The sequence below is a fragment of the Bacillus sp. JNUCC-22 genome (assembly GCF_018861275.1).
In the GTDB taxonomy this organism is placed as follows: Bacteria; Bacillota; Bacilli; order Bacillales; family Bacillaceae; genus Bacillus; species Bacillus velezensis.
Genome location: NZ_CP076408.1, coordinates 3,079,268 through 3,101,357 on the forward strand (window position 1 = coordinate 3,079,268; position 22,090 = coordinate 3,101,357).

The following is a 22,090-nucleotide window of genomic DNA, read 5'->3' on the forward strand; positions in this document are numbered from 1 at the left end:
ATCCTCCTTATCCTTTCACGCTTCCCGCAGCAATGCCGCGGATAAAATATCTCTGCATCAATAGAAACAGCGCGATGATCGGAGCAGCAGAAATCGTCAGCCCGGCCAGCAGCACGCCCCAATCCGTCTGCAGCGCATCTCTGAACTGCATCAGCCCGGCCGGAATCGTCCGTAAATTTTCATCATCGATAAAAATAATCGCAAACATAAACTCATTCCATGTATGGTAAGCCGTCAAAATGCCTGATGTCACCAGAATCGGCACGCTCATAGGTAAGAATATTCTGAAAAATATTCCGAAACTTGTACATCCATCCAGATAGGCAGCTTCCTCAAGCTCTTTGGAAATCGACAAAAAATAGGAACGGATCAGAATCACGGTAAACGGAATACGGTAGGCGGCGTACGGAAGAATCAATGCCCAATACGTATTGTACAGTCCCAATGACTGGATAATGGAGTACAGCGGCACAAGACTGACCTGCGGCGTCAGCATCAAGCCGCCAAGACAAATGATCAGCACAAACCCTTTTCCTTTAAATTGAAAACGGGCCAGCCCGTATGCCGCCCAGGCGCTCACAAATACGGTGATGAGACAAGTCAGCACGGTCACAATGACACTGTTCATAAAATAAGCGGAAATCCCTTGGTTCCATGCGGATACGAAGTTTTCGGGATGCCAGACAGAGGGCAGCGACCAGCTGTGCTCAAAAATCTCATCCGAGCTTTTAAAGGCGCTGACCGCCATCCATAACAGCGGATAAGCAACGGCAATGAGGTAGATAAAGAGAAACAGCCACACAGACGTTTCCCCGACATACCATTTTCTCGGTTTTCCGCCTGTTCTGACGGCCTGACGGGCATGACGCAAGTCCGTCTTTTCAGGAAGCATCGGCTACTCCTCCTTTCCGGTCTTAAAGAATTTCATCTGAATAAGCGACAGAGCAAGCGTCAGCAAAAGCACCACCGTCGCGATCGCAGAAGCGTAGCCCATCATATCCTTTGTAAAAGCGCTCTTATACAAAAATGTGCTCAGCACTTCTGAAGCATTGCCCGGACCTCCGCCGGTCAGAATATACGGTTCATTAAATACGGTAAATGCGCCGGTCAGCGTCATCACCACAGCAACAAACGACATTTCTTTCGTCTGCGGCACCGTAATGTGAAAAAACTGCTGGATTTTTCCGGCTCCGTCCAGCTGCGCCGATTCATATAATTCAGCAGGAATGCTCTGAATCGAGACAATGTACAGCATGGCGATGTAACCGACAGACTGCCATTGAGACACAAAAATGACAGACAGCATAGCGGTGTTTTCATCGCCCAGCCACGCCCGGGTCAGTTCATCAAGTCCGACGGCTTCCAGCAGCTGATTCAAAAGCCCGATTTCCGGGTTATAAATAAAATCAAACAACAGCGCAATGACGGTCATGGAAATGACGACCGGAAGAAAAAAGACCGTGCGGAAAAACGGCGACCATTTTCTTACCAATCTGTCTTCCAGCACGGCCGCCAGAATTAAGCCGCCGCCAACCTGGCAAATCAGCGATATGACCGCATACAGCACATTGTTGCGGAGCGCTGTAAAAAATACGGGATCGTGAAACAGGTCAATATAATTTTTCAAACCGATAAACGTCTTTTCGGGTTGAAATGAGCTCCATTCAAACAGACTGAAAAACACATTCTCAATAATCGGAATGTAAACGAACAGCAGAAAAATCAGCGCGGGCGCGAGAAACAGATACGGAATGAAACGTTTTCGGCTGACCAAGGAAATCCTCATCTCCTTTCTCCAAAGAAATCTGTTCTATTCAGATGACGCTTTGACTTGACGCGCCGCTTTCTGCACGGAATTCATCACCTCGCGCGGTGTCATTGTGCCGCCGAGCATCTGCTGAACGCCTGCCGCATACACATCGGCGATTTCAACGTCAACATCCATATCAAACCACGGCACCATTGTTTCGGCGCGGACGATATCCTGCACGGCTTCACGCTGGATCGGGGTGGAATTGTTTTCTGTCGCCGTTCCCTGAACCGCGCTGTATTTACCGACGTCTTTTATCAGCTTCTCTCCCATTTTTTTCGAGGTTAAAAACTGAAGAAATTCCATGGCTTCTTTCGGGTGCTTCGTTTTTGAGGAAATCATAAATCCTTCCGGAGATCCGGTCAGTGCACGGGGAGATCCCTTTTCGCCGCTGATTTTCGGGAAAGGAAACAAGCCCAGATTGACCGGTTCGACGAGCTTAATTTCTGCCGTTTCCGCATAAATCATCGCCGCTTTGCCGCTCGTAAACTGCTGGCGCACGTATTCGTGATCAACGGAGTTCACGTGCTTTGTAAAGTACGGCAGAAGTTCCTGAAGCTTTTCAAGCGCTTTGACATAGCCTTCGTCCGTAAACTCCCCGGTTTCCGGGCTGTAATCCTTCGCCCGCGTTTTTTCATCCACCATACGCTGGTTCAGCGTCCCGATATAATGAGAAATGGTCCAAGGCGCTTTTGTGCCGAAACTGATCGGAATATATCCGTTCTCTTTCAATTTCTCAGAGACTGTGATCAGTTCATCCCATGTCGCCGGGGGCTTCAAATGTAATGAATTAAAAATGTCCTTATTATAAAAGAATGATTTAGCGTCCATTTGCCACGGAACACCGTACTGTTTTCCGTCATGCGTAAAAGGTTTGATTTGTGACTGCACAAGCTGTGAGGACCAATCTTTATCCTGCTGATAGTAAGACGACAGATCGAGGGCTTTATCTCCTTTGATGAATTTATAAGCAAACCGGTCGCTCCATGAAAAGAAAATATCAGGGGGGCTCGTTGTTCCGAGCATGACTTTCACCTTGTCTTTATAAGAATCGTTTAAGACCGCTTCCGTTTGGATATGAATATCCGGATGAGCGGCTTCAAATTCTTTGACCGCTTCTTCAAAATAGCTTTTTTCCGGCTCCTTCGGCCACCTGTGAAAAAACTTCAGAGTCACTTTTCCGTCAGAGGAACTGCTTTGGCTTGAACAGGCGGCGGCTGACAGACATACGGCTAACAGAACGAACAGGCAGATGAGCTTTTTCAGATGCTTTTCCTCCTTTGTCACCGGACTATAACGTTATATATCATTATAGTCCGGTGAAATATAATGCGCGTTCTTAATATTCGACTTTCCACATGTAACGCCGCTGGCTTAACGGATGGTTCCTTGCTTCCGCCAGCGCATCCGCATAGCTTCTGAGCACCCGGTTTAATACGAGAGGAGCCAGATAGCCTTTTACAGAATCGTCAATTCCGGAAAAATCATATGCTGCCGCATCAAGCACAGTCAGTTTTTTGCCGTATCTTTTTGAGAAGGAAAGCGCCCGCTCTTCAAGGGGTCTTGTTTCGTCTAAGCCGAGCAGGATAATAAATGGAACGGATTCATCAATGATTTCGAACGGTCCGTGAAAATATTCTCCGGCATGAATGGCGTGGGAATGAATCCATTGCATTTCCATGAGAATGCAGATGCTGTAGGAGTAAGCGACGCCGTAGTTCGCACCGCTTGCCATCGTGTAAATGATATCTTCTTTTTCGTGGGCTTTCGCGAATGCCTTTGCGTGATCCGCTTCTTGTTTAAGCGCTTTGTCATATACGGTCTGGAGCTTATTGAGTCCGTCGATCGCCGACTCAAACGCGGGATGGTTTTCCAGCACGTGTAAAGCGCCGAACACGATTTGATACAGAACCCCGTAATTCGTATTTATCGCCTGTGCATTCTCACCCCAGTCATACACCGCGACATATTCGGCTTCTTTCGCTAGCGGCGAATCAGGCTCAAAGGTCATCGCAATCGTAAGCGCGCCTTTTTTTCTGGCGAAACCGGCGGCTTTCACCGTTTCCGGCGTATTGCCTGACTGAGAACATAAAATCACGAGAGAGTTCTCTCCGAGCTGAACGGGATTGCGCTGAATAAATTCATTTGAACTGTAGAGATCAGAGCTGATGGCTTTCGCCTCTCTGTCAAACACGTACTTGCTCGGATACATAATGGCTGAAGAACCCCCGCAAGCGACGAAAAAGACGTGGTCAATCGTTTTTCCTTTCAGATCATCCAAGAAAGCCTGAACTTTGTGATTCACTTGTGCGGCAGTTTGACTCAAATCCTTCACTCCTCAGTGTTTTATTATATAACGTTATATAACATTATATAACGTTATATTAATCGCAACAAAGGTGCGTTGTCAATCATATTTTCTGAAATTTCTAAAATATAAAATAAACCCGTCTTATTTCCCGCCCTCTCTTGACCTGACCCTTAGAGACACGTTTAGAATGAAAAACAGGGAGTGATTCAGAATGAATATAAAAGAAGCCGCCAGACAGACGGGTCTCACGAAAAAAGCCATCAAATATTATGAGCAGGAAGGTTTAATCACCGTCAGCAAAAACCCTGATAACGGATACCGTGAGTATTCCGCTCAGAACGTGAATACGCTGAAAATGATTGCCGCCCTCCGAATGCTGGCACTGTCTGTAAGCGATATTAAAGCGTTCCTCTTAGAGGGCAGCAGTCTGCATGATATACTGCGCCAGCAGCATCAAAAGCTCAGCCGGCAGATTGAAGAGCTTGAGCAGGAACGGAAACTGACTGAAATGCTGATCAAGCGCGTGGAAGATGCGGAAAATGTCGATTCAATTCTGCATGATATCGGCGAGGTCAAAATAGATGAACCGAAGTATATGGGACTTCAGCTGAAAAAACTGTTCCCGGGAGATTTCGGAGAATTTATCGCCGCGCTGTTTGAACCGTTCCTCGACTTTTCTATTGATACAGATGAGAAAAAAACGATATGGGCGGAGCTTATTAAAGTATTGGATGATATGGAAGAAGTTCCGGCTGCACACCCGATGATGCAGCTGGTCGGCAAGGAGGATCCGGCTCAGCTCCAGCAGCACAAAGTACAGCATGATCAATTTATCGAGCGGATTTTGGAGAGAGACCCCGCCACTTGGGACACTCATAAAAACATCATCATTCAGCTTGTGAAAAGAGTGCAGACAGATGAAGAATACAGGGAAAGCCTGATCAAGGTCGGAGAATCAGCTTCTGATCTGCCCGCGCTGAAGGAGGGATCGCCTTTCAGCAATCTTCTTCAAAAGCTCAGCCCGAAATATGACACGTACGTGCGACTTCAGCTTGAACTGAAAAAAGAAGCCGACGAGGAACTCGGCTTTGATTCAGAAGCATATTTAAAACAGATGCTTCAATCAAAAAAACGCTAAGGTTCGTCTCCTTAGCGTTTTCTTTCTTCAGCCTCAGTGCTGCGCGTTAATGCGGTCAACGACATTAGCGATGAGCTGCTCTTTTCCTAAGTCGGAATCTTCGTCAACGCTTGCTACTGTCAAAATGATGGCCGCTACCGCAAGAGCGATCGTCTCAATGGCGGCCGCCGCGTTTAAAAATACCCATACAGCCGTTGCGCATTGGCCGATGGCCGTTGATTTTCCTTTGTCCATGCTCTTTTTGTCAAACTCTTCTTTCAGCACTTTCGCCATAATCTGCGAACCTTGATCAATGACGCTGTTCACTTTCTCATAATCGCCGCTGTAGACCGCCGCTTTCAACTCTTTAAAATAATCCGGCGATGACTTTTTAATATCAGCGATCACCTGATCGGAAACTTGCTTTAATTCATCCTGATCAATCTTTTTGACAGCCTTGGTATCCCATACTTCAGGAAGGAGTTTTGCGACCTCACCTTGTCCGAAAAAGATGCCGGAAAAAATGTCTTCACCCGAATAAGAGACCGACGGCTCAGTTTTCGCCGCGGCATGCGGGCCGACTAATGCGACCATTAAAACAAACACCAGCATCATGGCAGCTGCGGACTTCTTGCTTTTAACCAAATAATTTCCTCCTTTTCCTTTTATTTAAAAAATTGTATCTGATAAAAAGGGGATTGTAATGGTTCAAAGCTACTGTTTTCTCTGCCGGCACCAAAAACAGGACCAAAATACCAGCCACCGTAATGGAAAACGAGGTAAGCCCCAGCATAACGGCAAAGATTTCGTGCATAAAAATGGAGATAAACAATATCAGACGCCAATATGTTTTCGGAGCGAACAAAGCGCAGAACATAATGGTTTGCACAATGAGCGTGCCCCAAGTCGGGATGACGACAAGCTTGGACTGCAGGATAAAGTCAAACAGACCGTGAAGCGCATCCGGCAGACCCAGCATCGGATCGTTCAAATAGTAATAAACGGCGGTTCCGTTCTGCCACTCTTCTTCCATCAGTTTGGCAATGACAGAGTTAAAGTACAGCATCGCGACCTGTATTCTGATGATTGTCAGTGTCGCCCAGCATAAGGAGCGGTAATAAGGCTCAAGCGGTCTTTTCTCAAAAGACGCCTCGTACGGAGACCAGTGCCATTTCCGCGGATCGGTTAATGTCAGCGGGAGCAGCAGCAGTGTAAAAACGGCAGCCACCTGATCTCCTCCGTCAAGGGTAACGGCGGAGTTTTGGAAGCTGTACGAAATCCACCAGTGAAAAAAACCGGTGATTCGCGGCCGCCAGCCAATGACGACAAGGATTAACATACAGATACAAACGGCTTTGACGATCTCAATGTAACGGAAATCGGGAAACAGCAGAAACAGGCTGAACGTGTCGGAAAAACTGAGCATTTGATTTTGCGTTTTGAAGAAGACAGACGCCGGATTAAACAGCAATGTCAGCAGCGTGCCGAGCGCGATTAAGCTTCTGGCAAGCCCGTACACATTTGTCCAAGGCGGATTCTTCATCATCCATATCGGCATCAAGAAGATAGATGTTCAAGCTGTCTTCTCTCGGATCTTTACTGAAAAATCCCCAGCTTTGCGGATAAATCATGGAAACGGTTTTGGATTGATGCTTGGTTAATTGGATGGCGGAGCTTGGCAGTGCCGCGATGACGGTAAAAAACAAAACGATGATCCAGGCGGCCATGATAAAAAGAAAGAATGAAAACATGCTGGTTTGCTTCTTGTCAGTCAATTGAAACCCTCCTAGCGTATGGAAATTTCATTGACATGATTATACACCAATCAACAGGTAAAATATTGATAAATTAGATTTTTCGGACTAATATACTATTATATGTAAAAAAGGGAGTGTTCATATGTTTTTGATGAATGATAAAGTGCTGTGGGGAGCTGTGGTTCTCGCCTTTATTCTGTCGATTGTGTTTTATCCGTTTCTTCCTGCTGATATGGCCATTCACTATGACGTGTCGAACCGTCCGAATACATCAATCAATAAAACGGCCGGCGTCCTGATTTTTCCCGTGCTCATGATGATCTGCATGTTATTCAGAAAAAAGGTCGTCCAGCTATTCCTCATCGTTTACTGTCTGCTGATCGTGCATATTGCAGTGATGTGGCTGGCACTGTAAACATAAAGAAAACCGGAGCCCTTAAGCTCCGGTTTTTCTTATTTATAAAATACTTTCTCAATGTTGTATTTCGACTGAAGGGTATTGATCGCGTACGTTTCGTAAATCTCCCTTTCCATCGGATCATTTACGACACATACTTCAATTTTATACACTTCGTCCCTGTGATGTTTAACAGGCGACACATTGTCTTCAAAATGCTTTTTGATTCTTTGTCTTAATTTACGGGCTTTCCCGACAAACAGCAGCTCATCATGAATGTTATAAAACATAAAGATGCCGCCTTTGTCTCTCGGAATTTGGTGAAAATCAATGAAACCGTAAATCGCTTTAATCGCCGGTTCATTCTCCGACGGTGACTGCTGCCGTTCCGTAATGGTTACATCAGGAGCAGGAAGGTTTATTTTTATCAAATGGGTCACGTCCTCTTATTCATTAAAGCTCCATCCTATCATAAGAATGCGCCAAAAGCTATTTTTTATTCAAGCGCCCCGGCCGGATCATAAAGGCTCAAATCAATTTCCGTCTGCTGCCCGAGCGCGAGTTTCGCCAGTTCAGCCCCCAGATACGGCCCGCTCGTCAGCCCTGAGGCGCCCAGCCCGTTGGCAACGAGGAGTCCGCTGATATTCGGCACTTTGCCGATGACGGGAAGAAAACCGGGAGTAAACGGCCTGAAACCGACTCTTGTCTCTATCATAGTACTGTCTGAAAGCCCCGGCGCCACGGTTAATGCTTTGTCAAAAATCTCGCGGAGACCGCCGGCCGTCACCCGCAAATCCATGCCGGTATCGTTTTCATGAGTCGCGCCCGCTATGATTCTGCCGCTGTCAAAGGCGAGAATGTATTGATCGTTTGGGGGCATGACGACGGGCCAGCCGCCCGTCTCCTCTCCCTGAAGCTCTAAATGAACGATCTGCGCCTTTTGGTATGATACTGAAAAACGGATGCCGAGCGGCTCAAGCAGCTCTCCCGCCCAAGCGCCGGCCGTTACGAGAACCTGATCGGCAGTAAGCGTGCGTTCTGCGGTTTTCACACCGATGACGGCACCGTCCTCTGTCAATATTGACGCTTCTTCATTGTAAACCGCCGCGCCGTGCTTAACGGCCGCGTTTAACAGCGCCTTACGAAGCGCCCTCCCGTTCACCCGGGCCGCGCCGCTGACATGAACCGCCCCATATTCCTCCGACAGCGCGGGGAACAGCGCCTTCGTTTCTTCCGGAGTCAGTCTTGTAATGTCACCGATTTCAGGGGCGTCCTCTCTTCTTTTATAAGCTCTTTCCTCCATTTGGCTGAGCTTTTTTTCATCCGTATGGAGGCTGACGGCACCGACCTTTTGATAACCGGTGTCCGTTTCTCCGTCAGCTTCAAGCTGCTGTATCAATTGGTTATAATAGCGGGCTCCGCCTTTTGCGATCGCATACCATGCCTGATTGCGGCGCTGTGACAGCCACGGGCAGACGATCCCCGCCGCGGCGTCAGTCGCCTGCCCCAGGTGCTTCCGGTCAATGACCGTTACATCCGCCCCGGCCTTTGCGAGATGATAAGCCGCGGACGCACCGAGAATGCCGCCCCCAATAATTATATAAGACTTCATGTGTAACACCTTTTCTATCTGTTTTGTCTTATTTATTTTAACAAATAGAGCGCTTTGCTTCGACCTTTTGCTCCCATATGAAAAAGCAGAAGGTCGACCAATCTCTTCGCTCACCTATCAAAGATCCCATCACTATCAATAGAGAAAAGGTGGTGTCTTAAACGTAAATCATCATGGATGTGAAGAAAACACAGACCCTAAAACGACAATCGCAAGCTTTCAAACAGCAGCCAGTATCAATTCAAAAGTCATAGTCAACGTATATACAGATCAAGAACAAAAGAGAACATCAAAGAACGCGGCTAAGTATCAAGCCCCGTCCTTTTAAAAAATAAAAATTGAGAGGATAAAGGCATTTCACTATTATCCTTCCACTATATAAACTGATCTATCATACTATTTTTTAGTAAAAACAAAAGTATAGTATCCATCAGCTTCTCCAGTTTTCATTTTAATCGCTGATCTTCCATAGGCTGATTTACTGCTGATTTTACCATGCATTGTAGAATACTGCGTTAGGGTACCTGTAGACTTTCTTTTGTATGGTTTAAAGGCTATATATCCAGATTGGCCTTTTTTGAGCGTAAAGGAATATGTAGTAGAATAAGATTTTGCTGACGTAAAATTAAAACTAGCTCCATAGTTTATAGCTTGTATTTCTGATGAAGCATTAACACTGTAAGACTTAGATACAGTAGCTTGCGTCTGTTTATCTACTCTGCACGATGATGTAGTACACTTAATTGTTGCTGAAACTTTAATAGGGTCTCCATAATATTTAGTGGCTGATTTTTCTTTATATCTCCAATATCTAAGATCAACATCAGCATAGGGCTTAAATTCTAATTCGTCATTACTTTCCTCAGAAACAACAAACTCATTCTCTAAATTTTCGTTTTCTTTTATTTCAGTCGTTTTTTCATATTCGTCTTTTGAAACAGGTACAAGCCCATGTTCTGACGCTTTGAATGGTGCGATTACTGCACCTTGTTCCTCATCATAAAATTTTTCTACATTTGAATCAGATAGATTAATAGTATATTGCTCGACAGCGAATCCTTTCGATGGATTTCCAAAAATCATCAAAAACACCACGAAAACTGCAATCAAAAGCGTAACTTTCTTTTTCATATAGACCCTCCTTATTTTTATAACATATTAAAATATTACCATGATAGTATATTTTTTGTAAAATTGGTAAGATTAATTTATACTAGGAATTAACAAATAATATATTCCAGATTTCTTATCCACATGAGGGGTTACATTGTTATCTGTCTGAGTTTCAATTTTCAGATTTTTCGTTTTGTTAAATCCAGCATATAACTTATATTTTTTACCTGAATACGACTTTACATCAAATGAAATATCTGTCTTATTATTCTGATTTTTAAGCGCTACACCATTTCCATTCTTTACCCATATAACTTTTTTATCTTTCCATGCCAATGTTCCTGTTCCTACACCCATTTGTTTATTTTCTTCAAATTTGTATATCACAACTTTTTCATTGTCAATTTCCTTTGTTTCATATATAAAATCAGTGATATAAGGTGATTCTTGTTTAGCATACTGTAAAGCTTCATGTTCAGTATTAAATTTTTTCGCTGAATCAGGAGTTTCATTATTCTTAATAAAAAACAAACTGATTATGAAAATAATACAGATGACCAATAAACAAATAATGATCTTTTTCCCCTTCATAACAATAGTCCTCCAATTTAGAAATATATTAGCTATTATTATAGCAATTTTACAGTAATAAAATAAAGTTCCTATGGATTTAATTTCGAAATAGTCAGTCATTAGTTATTCGATATCCTCATTTTATTATGAAACGCGGCATTACATTTGACATCCCAAATCAATTCGGACGGTTTGCGGCAGATATATTACAACCGTTCCCCATCTCTTCCTATACGTGGTTTATCGGTGATGGAGAGGCGTATACTGAATTCAAAGAAGACACCGATACAGACCTGTTTCCGCAAAATCAGCGCATCATTCAGGGTCAAGAACTCCGTCAGCGTCTGGAAGGAAACCCTTATTATATGATTTTTGCTGAATTGAAAGCTTTCCCGGGCGGGATGGTAACGGAAATCAATACGTACGAGGAGTATTTGGAGAGTTCCTGTGAGCTTGTGCTTCTCATTGCAGATTGCTCGTATGTAACGTTATATTGCAAAGATCCGGATATGCTCGAAGCCCTTAATCAGCAGGCTGTACAATGCGGATTTCTCCGCGTTGACTATGTTACAGATGAGAATGATGCGAGAACGGGATTGTCTGTCTGATGAAGGTGCGTTCTTTTTATGAAGCGCCTGATAGGGCTTAGGATTCAAAATATTGACAAATTCGTGTGTTTTCAACAAAAAAACAACCCCCTCATGTATACTGAGTGCGTAACTTACATATGAAAGGGGTATGGAAATGAAAATCAGCTTGAAGAAAAAAGCAGATTTTTGGAAGAAGACGGCGGTTTCGTCACTTATTTTCACCATGTTTTTTACCCTGATGATGAGCGGTACGGTTTTAGCGGCCGGGCTGAATAAGGATCAGAAGCGCCGGGCGGAACAGCTGACCAGCATCTTTGAAAACGGAAAGACGGAAATCCAATACGGATATGTTGAAGCGTTGGATGACGGAAGAGGTTACACTTGCGGGCGGGCCGGCTTTACGACGGCTACCGGAGATGCGCTGGAAGTAGTCGAAGTATACACGAAAGCGGTGCCGAATAACAAATTGAAAAAGTATTTGCCTGAATTGCGGCGTCTTGCGAAGGACGAAAGCGATGACATCAGCAATTTGAAAGGATTCGCTTCTGCCTGGCGCTCACTTGGCAATGATAAAGCCTTCCGCGCTGCCCAGGATAAGGTAAATGACAGCTTGTATTATCAGCCGGCGATGGAACGTTCAGAAAATGCCGGACTGAAAACGGCCTTGGCAAAAGCAGTGATGTACGATACGGTGATTCAGCATGGCGACGGCGATGATCCAGACTCCTTTTATGCCCTGATTAAACGCACGAACAAAAAAATGGGCGGGTCACCGAAAGACGGAACTGACGAGAAGAAATGGCTCAATAAATTCTTGGATGTGCGCTATGACGATCTGATGAATCCGTCAGATGAGGACACCCAGGATGAATGGAGAGAATCGGTTGCCCGTGTCGACGTTTTCCGCGATATTGTCAAAGAGAAGAACTACAATTTAAACGGGCCGATTCATGTCCGGTCAAGCGAATACGGTAATTTCACTATTCAATAAACAAAAAACCCCGCCATATGGCGGGGTTTTACTATTAACCGATGGAGCCTTCCATTTCGAACTTAATCAAACGGTTCATTTCAACTGCGTATTCCATCGGAAGTTCTTTTGTGAACGGCTCGATGAAACCCATAACGATCATTTCTGTTGCTTCTTCTTCAGAAATACCGCGGCTCATCAAGTAGAAAAGCTGTTCCTCAGAAACTTTTGATACTTTCGCTTCGTGCTCCAATGAAATGTTGTCGTTCAGGATTTCATTGTAAGGGATTGTATCAGAAGTTGATTTGTTATCCATAATGAGCGTATCACACTCGATGTTTGAACGGGCGCCGTCCGCTTTCCGTCCGAAGTGGACGATACCGCGGTATGTTACTTTTCCGCCCTGTTTCGAAATCGATTTTGATACGATTGTGGATGACGTATTCGGTGCAAGGTGAATCATTTTCGCGCCTGCGTCCTGATGCTGTCCTTTACCCGCAAGAGCGATAGAAAGCGTCATGCCGCGCGCGCCTTCACCTTTCAGAATGACAGCCGGATATTTCATCGTCAATTTAGAACCGATGTTTCCGTCAACCCATTCCATCGTCGCGTTTTCTTCACAAACCGTACGTTTCGTTACTAAGTTGTAAACGTTGTTCGCCCAGTTTTGAATTGTTGTATAACGGCAGTAGCCGCCTTTTTTGACGATGATTTCAACAACCGCGCTGTGAAGCGAGTTTGTTGTGTACACAGGAGCCGTACAGCCCTCTACGTAATGAACGCTTGCTTCTTCGTCAACGATGATCAGCGTACGTTCGAACTGACCCATGTTTTCAGAGTTGATGCGGAAGTAAGCTTGAAGCGGTGTTTCAACCTTCACGCCTTTAGGCACGTAGATGAAAGATCCGCCGGACCAAACAGCTGAGTTCAGCGCCGCAAACTTGTTATCAGTCGGCGGAATGACTTTCGCCCAGTGCTCGCGGAAAATGTCTTCATTTTCTTTCAGCGCGCTGTCTGTGTCTTTGAAGACGATGCCTTGCTCTTCAAGATCTTCTTTCATATTGTGGTAAACAACTTCGGATTCGTACTGTGCAGAAACACCGGCAAGGTATTTTTGCTCAGCTTCAGGAATACCGAGTTTGTCGAATGTCTGTTTAATTTCCTCAGGCACTTCATCCCAAGAACGCTCTGAACGCTCAGACGGCTTTACGTAATACGTAATTTCGTCAAAGTTTAAAGAGTTTAAATCCCCGCCCCACTGCGGCATCGGCATGTTGTAGAAATGCTCAAGAGATTTCAGGCGGAAATCAAGCATCCATTGAGGCTCTTCTTTCATGCGTGAAATTTCTTCTACGATTTCTTTTGTCAATCCGCGCTCTGAACGGAAAATGGAAACGTCCTTATCGTGAAAACCGTACTTGTATTCACCAATTTCAGGCATTTTTTTAGCCATCCATTTTCACTCCAATCTTTTAATTGCCGCCTTTTTCGCCAGCGACTCCTTTTTCAAGTGCTTTCCATGAAAGGGTGGCACATTTAATCCGGGCCGGGAATTTCGAAACGCCTTGAAGAGCTTCAATATCCCCGAGATCTATCGAGTCGTCATACTCTTTCCCTTGCATCATGTCTGAGAAAATCTTAGACATGGAAAGGGCGGTATCAATATCTTTTCCTTTAATCGCCTGCGTCATCATGGAAGCTGAAGCCATGGAGATAGAACAGCCTTCCCCTTCAAACTTCGCTTCCTGAACGGTATCGCCGTCAAGCTTCATTGTCAGTCTGATCCGGTCGCCGCAAGTCGGGTTGTTCATATCGACGACGATGCTGTCATCCAAAACCCCTTTGTTGCGCGGATTTTTGTAATGATCCATGATCACTTGTCTGTATAATGTATCTAAATTTGCATTAAAAGACATTTGTAAAGTACTCCTTTGTCTTTTGGAGGGCTTCCGCGAGCTTATCGATCTCTTCCTCTGTATTATACAGATAAAAACTCGCTCTCGCAGTGGCAGATACATCCAGCCATTTCATGAGCGGCTGGGCGCAATGATGTCCGGCTCTGACCGCAATGCCCTCAGCATCGAGGACAGTCGCGACATCATGAGGGTGAACCTCATCAAGATTAAATGTCACAAGTCCCGCCCGCTCTTTCGGACCGTATACCGTCACGCCGTCTAGCTGCTCGAAACGGTCAAGCGCATAGGCTGCAAGCTTATGCTCATGCCGGGAAATCTCGTCGAGTCCGATCTCTTCAAGAAAATCAATCGCGGCTCCCAATCCGATCGCGCCTGCGATAATCGGCGTGCCTGCTTCAAATTTCCACGGAAGCTCTTTCCAAGTTGATTCATAAAGCCCTACAAAGTCGATCATTTCGCCGCCAAATTCGGCCGGCTCCATATTCTCAAGCAGTTCTTTCTTGCCGTACAGCACGCCGATTCCCGTCGGGCCGCACATTTTATGGGAAGAAAGCGCGAAGAAGTCGCAATCCAAGTCCTGAACGTCGATTTTCATGTGCGGTGTGCTTTGCGCCCCGTCCACCACGATGACCGCGCCATTGTCATGAGCGATTTTGGCGATCTCTTTAATCGGGTTGATCGTGCCGAGCACGTTTGACACATGAGCGACTGCCACGATCTTCGTATGGCTTGTGACAGTCTGCCGGACGTCGTCTAACGAAAGCGTGCCGTCTTCCTGCATCGGGATATATTTTAAAGTCGCGCCGGTTGCTTTTACTGCCTGCTGCCACGGAATGATATTCGCATGATGCTCCATTTGGGTGATGACCACTTCATCACCGGGTTTTAAGCTGGCGCGGGCATAGCTCAGCGCCACCATATTCAGTGAAGTTGTCGTGCCTTTTGTGAAAATGACCTCAGCCATTGATTTCGCATTGATAAACTTACGGACTTTTTCACGCGCACCTTCATAGCCGTCTGTCGCTCTCGTGCCAAGAGTATGAACGCCTCTGTGGACATTGGAATTGTATTTGCTGTAATACTGATCCACTGCTTCAATGACAGCACGCGGCTTCTGGGAAGTCGCCGCGCTGTCAAGGTACACGAGGTCATGTCCGTTCACTTGCTGATGAAGGATCGGGAACTGTTCACGAATATCGGTGATATTCATTATTTTACTTTCCTTTCGATGACGGAGACGAGCTGTTTCTTAACTCCTTCAATCGGAAGCTCTTTTACCACCGGAGCAAGGAATCCGTAAATGACTAAGCGCTCCGCTTCTTCTTTCGGAATTCCGCGGCTCATTAAGTAGTAAAGCTGGATCGGGTCCACACGGCCGACAGATGCCGCATGTCCTGCAGTTACATCGTCTTCATCAATTAAAAGAATCGGGTTTGCATCTCCGCGTGCTTTTTCACTCAGCATCAGAACGCGGGATTCCTGTTCAGCGTTTGCTTTAGACGCGCCGTGCTCGATTTTGCCGATTCCGTTAAAGATGGAAGATGCGGCATCTTTCATGACTCCGTGCTTCAGGATATAGCCTTCAGAAGCCTTACCGAAGTGGATGATCTGCGTCGTAAAGTTTTCCGTCTGTTCTCCTCTTCCGACAACTACGGTTTTCGTATCGCCGTATGTGCCGTCTCCGTAGAGGTTTGTCGTGTTTTCAGAAATCGTGTCGCCGTCGTTCATCAGTCCGAGCGCCCACTCGATTCTGCTGTCGCGTCCGCGCGCGGCTCCGCGGCGGTTGACGTATGTTGTGACGCCTGCTGACAGGTTGTCAACGGCGCCGTACGTCACGCTGGCATTATCACCTGTGACCACTTCACTGATAATGTTGAATACAGCTTCTTTCGGATTCACCGTGCTGATGTAGTTCTCAACGTAAGTGACGGAGCTGTGGTCTTCAGCGACGATCAGAACGTGGTTGAACAATGCCGTGTCATTGCTTTCATGAACGTAAACGGCCTGAACAGGCGTCTCCACCTGAACGTTTTTAGGAACATAAAGGAATGCCCCGCCGTTCATTAATGCTGCATGAAGCGCAGTCAGTTTATGTTCGTCGACCTTAACGCCGTCTTTCATGAAATACTTCTCAACGAGATCGCTGTGCTCACGGGCAGCCGTTAAGATGTCCGTAAAGATGACGCCTTTGTCTTTCAGTTCTTTGGAAAGAGAAAGGAAAGCGGGCGTTTGGTCACGCTGCACGTATAACGTTTTGTCTTCGTTTTCGATATCGATCAGCGCTTTTACTTCATCAGCTAAATCTTCTAAAGAAGCAAGCGGCGCATTTTCTACTGTATGCTTGTTGAACTTTGTAAAGTTCCAATTTGTGATTTTTGTTTTATCAGGCTTAGGCAGCGGCAGATCGTCAGCTTTTTCAAGAGCCTGTAAGCGCAGGTTTTTCAGCCAGGCAGGTTCTTGATGCTTTTCGGAAAAGCCTTTGACATATTCCTGATCTACGGATAGTTTCGTTTCCAATGTCATGATTATCCCCCTAACGCTTACGCTTCTTGGCCTACAGTTTCGTCTTCAATGCCCAGTTCTTGTTTAATCCAGTCATAACCTTCCGCTTCAAGGCGCTGTGCAAGCTCCGCGCCGCCGGATTTCACTACGCGTCCCTGCATCATAACGTGAACGACATCAGGCGTGATGTAGTTCAGAAGGCGCTGGTAGTGAGTGATCATTAAGCACCCGAAGTTTTCGCTGCGCATTTTGTTGATTCCTTTAGAAACGACTTTAAGCGCATCGATATCAAGACCTGAATCGATCTCGTCAAGAATGGCGATTTTCGGCTCGATCATCATAAGCTGAAGAATTTCGTTGCGTTTTTTCTCCCCGCCTGAGAAACCTTCGTTCAGGTAACGCTGCGCCATTTCAGGGTCCATTTCAAGGAACTCCATGTTTTCGTCCATTTTGCGGATGAATTTCATAAGAGAAATTTCATCGCCTTCTTCACGGCGTGCGTTAATCGCAGAGCGAAGGAAATCGGCATTTGTCACACCGCTGATTTCGCTTGGGTACTGCATCGCCAGGAAAAGACCCGCCTGAGCGCGCTCGTCCACTTCCATTTCCAGTACATCCTTGCCGTCAAGCGTGATGCTGCCTTTTGTAACTTCGTATTTCGGGTGTCCCATAATCGCTGCTGAGAGCGTGGATTTACCGGTACCGTTCGGCCCCATGACAGCGTGGAATTCGCCGCCTTTTATTTCAAGGTTTACACCTTTTAAGATCTCTTTTCCTTCGATTTCAACGTGAAGATCCTTGATCGTTAATGTTGAAGCAGCCATATCTATACCTCCAAAATATATAATCATTATTCTCAATTTATTCTCATTCTAATTTTATAACAAATGAAAAGTAAATACAACTTTTTATATTACCCGGAACATTCCTAAAGTTTATCAAAGATCAAGGCGTAATTAAAGCTGTTTGAAACAGAAAAAGGGCGGAAATCCACCCTTTTTTACTGACCGATTTTCTCATTAAGCTGCGCTGCGAGGAACTTGCTTTTTTGATATTCAAGCTCCCTCTGCCGTTCGACTTCCATCCTTTTTGAAAGACGCCGTCCGTATTCCTCGTAGCCGATGCCGTGTGACTTCTGCATCGCTTTTTCCATTTCAGGCGTATAGTCAAGGTCCAGTCTCTCGTGGCTGGTGCAGATAATGAATCAATCCCTTCATATATTTGTTTCTATTGTAACAATGATCCCCTGCTCCGGCCAAAGAGAGTGTGCCCCTGAATCCTTTCGAATGTGCCGGAAACCGGCGCTCACTTTATCTGAAAAACGGTATTCACACGATTGCTCATTCTAATGCGTCGTATGTCCGAATTCCTGAATGCACTGCTGCACGAGGGTCACTCCCTGACTGAGAGCCGCGCCGCCCCCGAATGCCGCCGCGACGCTGATGACCTCAAGGATGTTTTCTTCTGTGGCCCCTTGGTCAAGGCAGCCCTTCGTATGATAAATCATGCAAAATTCATCTTGAGCGCTGATGCTGATACCCAGAGCGATTAATTGTTTCTCTTTTTCAGTTAATGAATCCGCTGAGAAACACTGTTCAGTAAATTCATTAAACTTCCGCCCCATCATCGGCATTTTTTGTTCAAATATGCCTAAACCTTCTTTGTATTGTTTTAACGCGTCATGCACGCTTTTGCCGTTATCCTGGTATTGAGCCACTGCCATTCCCTCCAATAAGTTAACCTTCCCTTTTATTATGGACAGTTCTCCGATTAATACCCGAAAAAAACCCCGGATGACTCATCCGGGGTTTTCGCTTTATTCAGATACGGGAAGCACGGCTCCGTCGTATTTTTTCTCAATGAAGTCTTTGATTTTCTTAGAGTGAAGCACTTCCATAAGCGCTTTGATTTTCTCTGATTTTTCGTCACCTTTGCGTACGGCGATGATGTTTGCGTACGGGTTGTTTTTCGTTGATTCCACTTCAATCGCGTCTTTTAACGGATTCAGTTTGTTTTGAATCGCATAGTTGACGTTAATGAAGACTGCATCGCCTTCTTCTTCATTATATGCTTTCGCCGTTAATTCAGGGGCGATTTTTTTGAATGTCAGGTTTTTCGGGTTTTTCGTAATGTTTTTCGTAGTCGCTTCAATCGTTTTCACCTTCGGATCAAGTGTGATCAGTCCGGCTTTTTCAAGCATCGCTAGCATACGGCCTTGTTCAGCGACATTGTTAGTCATGATGATGGTCGCGCCTTTAGGCAGGTCTTTCAGTGATTTGTATTTTTTCGTGTAAATTCCGAATGGCTCAAGGTGAACGGCTCCGGCATTCACGAGTTTGTAATCTTTATTTTCTTTCATTTCCTGTTCAAGGTAAGGAACGTGCTGGAAGTAGTTCGCATCCACTTCATTATCAGCTAACGCTTTGTTGTACATTTTGTAATCGTTCAGCACTTTTACTTTTAATGTGTAGCCTTTTTCCTTCAAGAGCGGTTCCGCTTCTTTTAAGATTTCAGCATGCGGTGTTTTTGTCGCGGCGACGACGATTTCCTTTTTATTTGAGCCGTTTGATCCGCAGGCGGTCAAAACTCCCGCGAACACAAGCAGCAGCGCACTTAATATAATCTTTTTCAATGTAAATCCTCCCTTATCTTTTGTCTATTATATTTGTAATCACATCACCGATAATCTGAATGATAAAGACGATGATGAGTATAAATACTGTCGCTACAAACGTTACATCCGTATTATTGGACTGGTAGCCTTCTACATATGCAAGGTTTCCGAGTCCGCCTGAACCGATGGCGCCGGCAATGGCGGTAGATCCGATCAGGGCGATGGCCGTAACGGTGATGCCTGAAATTAACGCAGGCATTGATTCAGGAATCAGCACTTTGAAGATAATCGTCGATGTCTTTGCTCCCATTGATCTGGCAGCTTCGATGACTCCTTTATCGACTTCCCGGAGCGCAATTTCCGCAAGACGGGCGTAAAACGGCGCGGAGCCGATAATCAGCGCCGGCAATGCGGCGTTCGGTCCTAAAATCGATCCGACCAAAATCTTAGTAAAGCCGAGAAGCAGAATAATTAAAATAAGAAACGGAATAGACCTGAAAATATTAACGACCGCCGCAATCACGGTGTTAATGATTTTATTTTCCCATAAGCTTCCCTTGCCCGTTAAAAAGAGCAGAAGACCGAGAACCGCTCCGATGATAAATGAAAAAACTAAAGCGATGACCGTCATATAAAGGGTCTCGTATGTGGCCGTCCACAGCTCGGTTATATCAACGTTCGGGAACCATTTTTCAAACATTTGTGATCACCTCTGCTTCTACCTGTTTGTCTTTGATGAACCGGATCACGTTTTCTACTTCTTTTTCCTGACCGTCAATATGAATGAATAAAGAACCGTAGGCTCCGTCCTTCGTCTGTGAAATTTTCCCCTGCAGAATATTGACGTCCACATCAAAGTTTCGGATCATTTCCGTAATGAGGGGCTGCTCGGCGGCCTGCCCGACAAATGAAAGCTGAATCGTTTTTCCTGTCGCTGTTTCCTGCAGAAAATGCTGGATGGTTTCTTTCGTCTCTTCCGGTTCTGTCACCTGCTGAACGAAACGCTTGGTCATCGGTTCGCGCGGGTTTCTGAAAACTTGGAGTACTTCGCCTTCTTCAACGACTTTCCCGTTTTCCATGACTGCGACTCTGTTGCAGATTTTTCGGATGACGTGCATTTCATGGGTAATGAGCACGATCGTCAGGCCGAGTCTGTCATTTATATCGGATAAAAGATCCAAAATTGAATCGGTCGTCTGCGGATCGAGCGCTGATGTCGCTTCATCGCACAGAAGGACTTTCGGATTATTGGCGAGCGCCCGGGCGATGCCGACACGCTGCTTTTGACCGCCGCTCAGCTGCGACGGATAAGATTTTTCTTTCCCCTCTAATCCGACCAGTTTAATCAATTCATCAGCGCGGCGGACCCGTTCGCTTTTTTTCACGCCGGCGATTTCCAGCGGAAACATAATGTTCTCCCGGACGGTGCGCGACCACAGAAGGTTAAAATGCTGGAAGATCATGCTGATTTCCTGGCGCGCTTTTCTCAGCCCGCGGCTGCTTACTTTATTTAATTCCGTCCCCGCGACTTCCACGGTTCCCGACGTCGGCTTTTCAAGGCCGTTCAGGAGACGGATTAAGGAACTTTTACCAGCTCCGCTATATCCTATAATTCCAAATATTTCGCCCTTTTTGATATCAAGAGTGACATCTTGGACAGCATTGACATCCCCATGCTTCGCTTTGTAAATTTTTGAAACATTTTGAAGATGGATCAAAGCAATCACCCGCCTTACACTATTCTAAGAAATCTTCCGGGTTTCTCCACAAAAGAAAAGCCTTTCTGCAAAAATGAGCAGAAAGGCTTATTGAAAAAGGCCTTTCTCTCATCTTTCAAAGCAGACCGCTTCGAGTGAATTGGCACCATTTCAACATTGTTGATGGTTGCCGGGCTTCATAGGGCACTTCCCTCCACCTCTCTTGATAAGAGAAAACATATCGTATTTTCGTCCGGAAATTCTTACTGTAGAATAGCACGGCGAATGATAAAAAGTCAATAAAATAAATATTGGAAGCTATTGTCACATAGTAGATTGGCAGTTACGGCCGTTTACTGATCGCCTGAAAAAATCCGTTTGTCAGCCAGAGGATGGCCTCCAGCTTCAGCAGAGCTCTGAATGATCCTTTCACTTTGAGTTTTCCGCTTTGGATAAGCTTTTGCAAAGAGACATCACCATGCAGGAGATGAATGATTTCCGTCTGGTTTCCGTAAAAGGTCAAATTAGATTTTTCCTTTGAAACCGACGTTTTTCTCATTTCTCCCTGTCCGTTAATTGAGACCGTTAAGGCTTCTGTTTCTCCTTGGAATGTAATCAGCAGCGTTGAGGCGTTTAATAGCGGTTTCAAAAACAGATGCTGTCCGTCATTCTCTGAAACTTCTATTTTCTCCACTCGTATAACCTCCCGTTTTAATGGCCATACATACACTTTCTCTTTTTAACGGACAGAACCCTTTATAAACCGCACGACATTTTCCTGTAAATATTGTCACATCGGGAACGTTTGCGATGTTTTTTGTTTAATCAGCTCATATAAATAGGAAACGGAGCGGAAGGCGTATCCTTTCTCAACAAGCTCTCCGCCTTTAAACAGCAAAAAGCACGGAACGCTTTCAATCTGATAGGCTTTGGCGAATGCGGGGGAATAATTCACGTTGTTTTTATAGAAGGCGGCGCCGGGCAGCATTTCTTCGACGACAGTAAGCATTTTGGACGCCAGCTGGCATGTGCCGCAAAACGGGGTGTACAAATACAGGAGATAAACGTCATCCTGAATCGATTCGAGTTCATTTTCTTGGAGTTCTTTCAT

27 protein-coding genes and 1 riboswitch are annotated in these 22,090 nt (G+C 45.4%); of the genes, 4 read left to right on the forward strand and 23 right to left on the reverse strand.

All coding sequences use genetic code 11. The features are described from left to right. Window positions 1–7: 7 nt before the first annotated feature. The 4 genes from JNUCC22_RS14985 to JNUCC22_RS15000 form a co-directional block, all read right to left on the reverse strand. On the reverse strand, window positions 8–892 hold the full coding sequence (locus JNUCC22_RS14985; protein WP_003151895.1) for a carbohydrate ABC transporter permease: 885 nt from the start codon (window positions 890–892) through the stop codon (window positions 8–10). A 3-nt stretch (window positions 893–895) separates the two neighbouring features. Next, entirely contained in the window at window positions 896–1,774 is an 879-nt protein-coding gene (locus tag JNUCC22_RS14990) for a carbohydrate ABC transporter permease (protein WP_023357120.1), read from the reverse strand. Window positions 1,775–1,810: 36 nt separating this feature from the next. Next, entirely contained in the window at window positions 1,811–3,076 is a 1,266-nt protein-coding gene (locus JNUCC22_RS14995) for an ABC transporter substrate-binding protein (RefSeq protein WP_032865287.1), read from the reverse strand. A 73-nt stretch (window positions 3,077–3,149) separates the two neighbouring features. Further along, a complete protein-coding gene (locus tag JNUCC22_RS15000) occupies window positions 3,150–4,136 on the reverse strand; it encodes an SIS domain-containing protein (protein WP_007410100.1) in 987 nt (328 codons plus the stop codon). 196 nt (window positions 4,137–4,332) lie between these two features. On the opposite strand from JNUCC22_RS15000, the gene JNUCC22_RS15005 reads away from it, so the two are divergent. After that, entirely contained in the window at window positions 4,333–5,259 is a 927-nt protein-coding gene (locus JNUCC22_RS15005; protein WP_007410099.1) for a MerR family transcriptional regulator, read from the forward strand. 33 nt (window positions 5,260–5,292) lie between these two features. Here JNUCC22_RS15005 and JNUCC22_RS15010 read toward each other — a convergent pair whose 3' ends face one another. The 3 genes from JNUCC22_RS15010 to JNUCC22_RS15020 are packed head-to-tail and all read right to left on the reverse strand — an operon-like array spanning window position 5,293 to window position 7,013. Continuing rightward, window positions 5,293–5,883, reverse strand: coding sequence for a sporulation delaying protein family toxin (locus JNUCC22_RS15010; protein ID WP_007410098.1), 591 nt, complete (start codon window positions 5,881–5,883; stop codon window positions 5,293–5,295). Beyond that, the gene (locus JNUCC22_RS15015) at window positions 5,876–6,784 is read right to left on the reverse strand and encodes a sporulation-delaying protein SdpB family protein (protein ID WP_252729704.1); all 909 of its coding nucleotides are present in this window, start codon (window positions 6,782–6,784) and stop codon (window positions 5,876–5,878) included. The genes JNUCC22_RS15010 and JNUCC22_RS15015 overlap by 8 nt, the downstream gene beginning before the upstream one ends. Further along, entirely contained in the window at window positions 6,699–7,013 is a 315-nt protein-coding gene (locus JNUCC22_RS15020) for a hypothetical protein (protein WP_252729705.1), read from the reverse strand. The genes JNUCC22_RS15015 and JNUCC22_RS15020 overlap by 86 nt, the downstream gene beginning before the upstream one ends. Before the next feature lie 124 nt (window positions 7,014–7,137). Here JNUCC22_RS15020 and JNUCC22_RS15025 point away from each other — a divergent pair, with 124 nt between their 5' ends. Next, on the forward strand, window positions 7,138–7,410 hold the full coding sequence (locus JNUCC22_RS15025) for a DUF1648 domain-containing protein (protein WP_015240532.1): 273 nt from the start codon (window positions 7,138–7,140) through the stop codon (window positions 7,408–7,410). 38 nt (window positions 7,411–7,448) lie between these two features. Here the strand turns inward: JNUCC22_RS15025 and JNUCC22_RS15030 are convergent, their stop codons facing one another. The 4 genes from JNUCC22_RS15030 to JNUCC22_RS15045 all read right to left on the reverse strand — a co-directional run bounded on the left by JNUCC22_RS15030 (window position 7,449) and on the right by JNUCC22_RS15045 (window position 10,708). After that, a complete protein-coding gene (locus JNUCC22_RS15030) occupies window positions 7,449–7,823 on the reverse strand; it encodes a nucleotide excision repair endonuclease (RefSeq protein ID WP_007410094.1) in 375 nt (124 codons plus the stop codon). Window positions 7,824–7,888: 65 nt separating this feature from the next. Continuing rightward, entirely contained in the window at window positions 7,889–9,004 is a 1,116-nt protein-coding gene (locus JNUCC22_RS15035; protein ID WP_216061852.1) for an NAD(P)/FAD-dependent oxidoreductase, read from the reverse strand. Window positions 9,005–9,400: 396 nt separating this feature from the next. Next, a complete protein-coding gene (locus JNUCC22_RS15040; protein WP_015240534.1) occupies window positions 9,401–10,135 on the reverse strand; it encodes a DUF6060 domain-containing protein in 735 nt (244 codons plus the stop codon). A gap of 72 nt (window positions 10,136–10,207) precedes the next feature. Continuing rightward, window positions 10,208–10,708, reverse strand: coding sequence for a hypothetical protein (locus tag JNUCC22_RS15045; RefSeq protein WP_015240535.1), 501 nt, complete (start codon window positions 10,706–10,708; stop codon window positions 10,208–10,210). A gap of 128 nt (window positions 10,709–10,836) precedes the next feature. On the opposite strand from JNUCC22_RS15045, the gene JNUCC22_RS15050 reads away from it, so the two are divergent. Further along, on the forward strand, window positions 10,837–11,298 hold the full coding sequence (locus JNUCC22_RS15050; protein ID WP_138092902.1) for a DUF2691 family protein: 462 nt from the start codon (window positions 10,837–10,839) through the stop codon (window positions 11,296–11,298). A gap of 136 nt (window positions 11,299–11,434) precedes the next feature. Next, window positions 11,435–12,271 carry a chitosanase gene (gene csn, locus JNUCC22_RS15055; protein ID WP_015240537.1) on the forward strand — a complete coding sequence of 279 codons (837 nt, stop codon included), beginning with the start codon at window positions 11,435–11,437 and terminating at the stop codon, window positions 12,269–12,271. 34 nt (window positions 12,272–12,305) lie between these two features. On the opposite strand, the gene sufB is transcribed toward csn, so the two are convergent. The 12 genes from sufB to JNUCC22_RS15115 form a co-directional block, all read right to left on the reverse strand. Beyond that, complete coding sequence (sufB, locus tag JNUCC22_RS15060; RefSeq protein WP_007410090.1) at window positions 12,306–13,703, reverse strand: Fe-S cluster assembly protein SufB; 1,398 nt, start codon at window positions 13,701–13,703, stop codon at window positions 12,306–12,308. A 19-nt stretch (window positions 13,704–13,722) separates the two neighbouring features. Then, window positions 13,723–14,166 carry a Fe-S cluster assembly sulfur transfer protein SufU gene (sufU, locus tag JNUCC22_RS15065; protein ID WP_003151877.1) on the reverse strand — a complete coding sequence of 148 codons (444 nt, stop codon included), beginning with the start codon at window positions 14,164–14,166 and terminating at the stop codon, window positions 13,723–13,725. After that, window positions 14,156–15,376 (reverse strand): cysteine desulfurase SufS, encoded by a 1,221-nt coding sequence (gene sufS, locus JNUCC22_RS15070; protein ID WP_007410089.1) that lies wholly within the window; start codon window positions 15,374–15,376, stop codon window positions 14,156–14,158. The genes sufU and sufS overlap by 11 nt, the downstream gene beginning before the upstream one ends. Next, window positions 15,376–16,689: a Fe-S cluster assembly protein SufD gene (sufD, locus tag JNUCC22_RS15075; protein ID WP_216061853.1), complete on the reverse strand. Its 1,314-nt coding sequence runs from the start codon at window positions 16,687–16,689 to the stop codon at window positions 15,376–15,378. The genes sufS and sufD overlap by 1 nt, the downstream gene beginning before the upstream one ends. A gap of 17 nt (window positions 16,690–16,706) precedes the next feature. Next, the gene (gene sufC, locus JNUCC22_RS15080; RefSeq protein ID WP_003151872.1) at window positions 16,707–17,492 is read right to left on the reverse strand and encodes a Fe-S cluster assembly ATPase SufC; all 786 of its coding nucleotides are present in this window, start codon (window positions 17,490–17,492) and stop codon (window positions 16,707–16,709) included. A 176-nt stretch (window positions 17,493–17,668) separates the two neighbouring features. Beyond that, window positions 17,669–17,821: a YuzK family famiily protein gene (locus tag JNUCC22_RS15085; RefSeq protein ID WP_003151857.1), complete on the reverse strand. Its 153-nt coding sequence runs from the start codon at window positions 17,819–17,821 to the stop codon at window positions 17,669–17,671. A 192-nt stretch (window positions 17,822–18,013) separates the two neighbouring features. Beyond that, window positions 18,014–18,400 (reverse strand): carboxymuconolactone decarboxylase family protein, encoded by a 387-nt coding sequence (locus JNUCC22_RS15090; protein ID WP_015387747.1) that lies wholly within the window; start codon window positions 18,398–18,400, stop codon window positions 18,014–18,016. 84 nt (window positions 18,401–18,484) lie between these two features. Continuing rightward, window positions 18,485–19,300, reverse strand: coding sequence for a methionine ABC transporter substrate-binding lipoprotein MetQ (gene metQ, locus JNUCC22_RS15095; protein ID WP_039063598.1), 816 nt, complete (start codon window positions 19,298–19,300; stop codon window positions 18,485–18,487). Window positions 19,301–19,313: 13 nt separating this feature from the next. After that, window positions 19,314–19,982: a methionine ABC transporter permease gene (locus JNUCC22_RS15100; RefSeq protein WP_007410086.1), complete on the reverse strand. Its 669-nt coding sequence runs from the start codon at window positions 19,980–19,982 to the stop codon at window positions 19,314–19,316. Next, window positions 19,975–21,000, reverse strand: coding sequence for a methionine ABC transporter ATP-binding protein MetN (gene metN, locus JNUCC22_RS15105; RefSeq protein ID WP_003151850.1), 1,026 nt, complete (start codon window positions 20,998–21,000; stop codon window positions 19,975–19,977). Before metN ends, JNUCC22_RS15100 begins: the two co-directional genes overlap by 8 nt. Before the next feature lie 105 nt (window positions 21,001–21,105). Next, window positions 21,106–21,212, reverse strand: a riboswitch (SAM riboswitch). 110 nt (window positions 21,213–21,322) lie between these two features. Further along, the gene (locus JNUCC22_RS15110; protein WP_007410085.1) at window positions 21,323–21,673 is read right to left on the reverse strand and encodes an SCP2 sterol-binding domain-containing protein; all 351 of its coding nucleotides are present in this window, start codon (window positions 21,671–21,673) and stop codon (window positions 21,323–21,325) included. A gap of 96 nt (window positions 21,674–21,769) precedes the next feature. Beyond that, window positions 21,770–22,090 carry a thioredoxin family protein gene (locus JNUCC22_RS15115; RefSeq protein WP_003151847.1) on the reverse strand — a complete coding sequence of 107 codons (321 nt, stop codon included), beginning with the start codon at window positions 22,088–22,090 and terminating at the stop codon, window positions 21,770–21,772.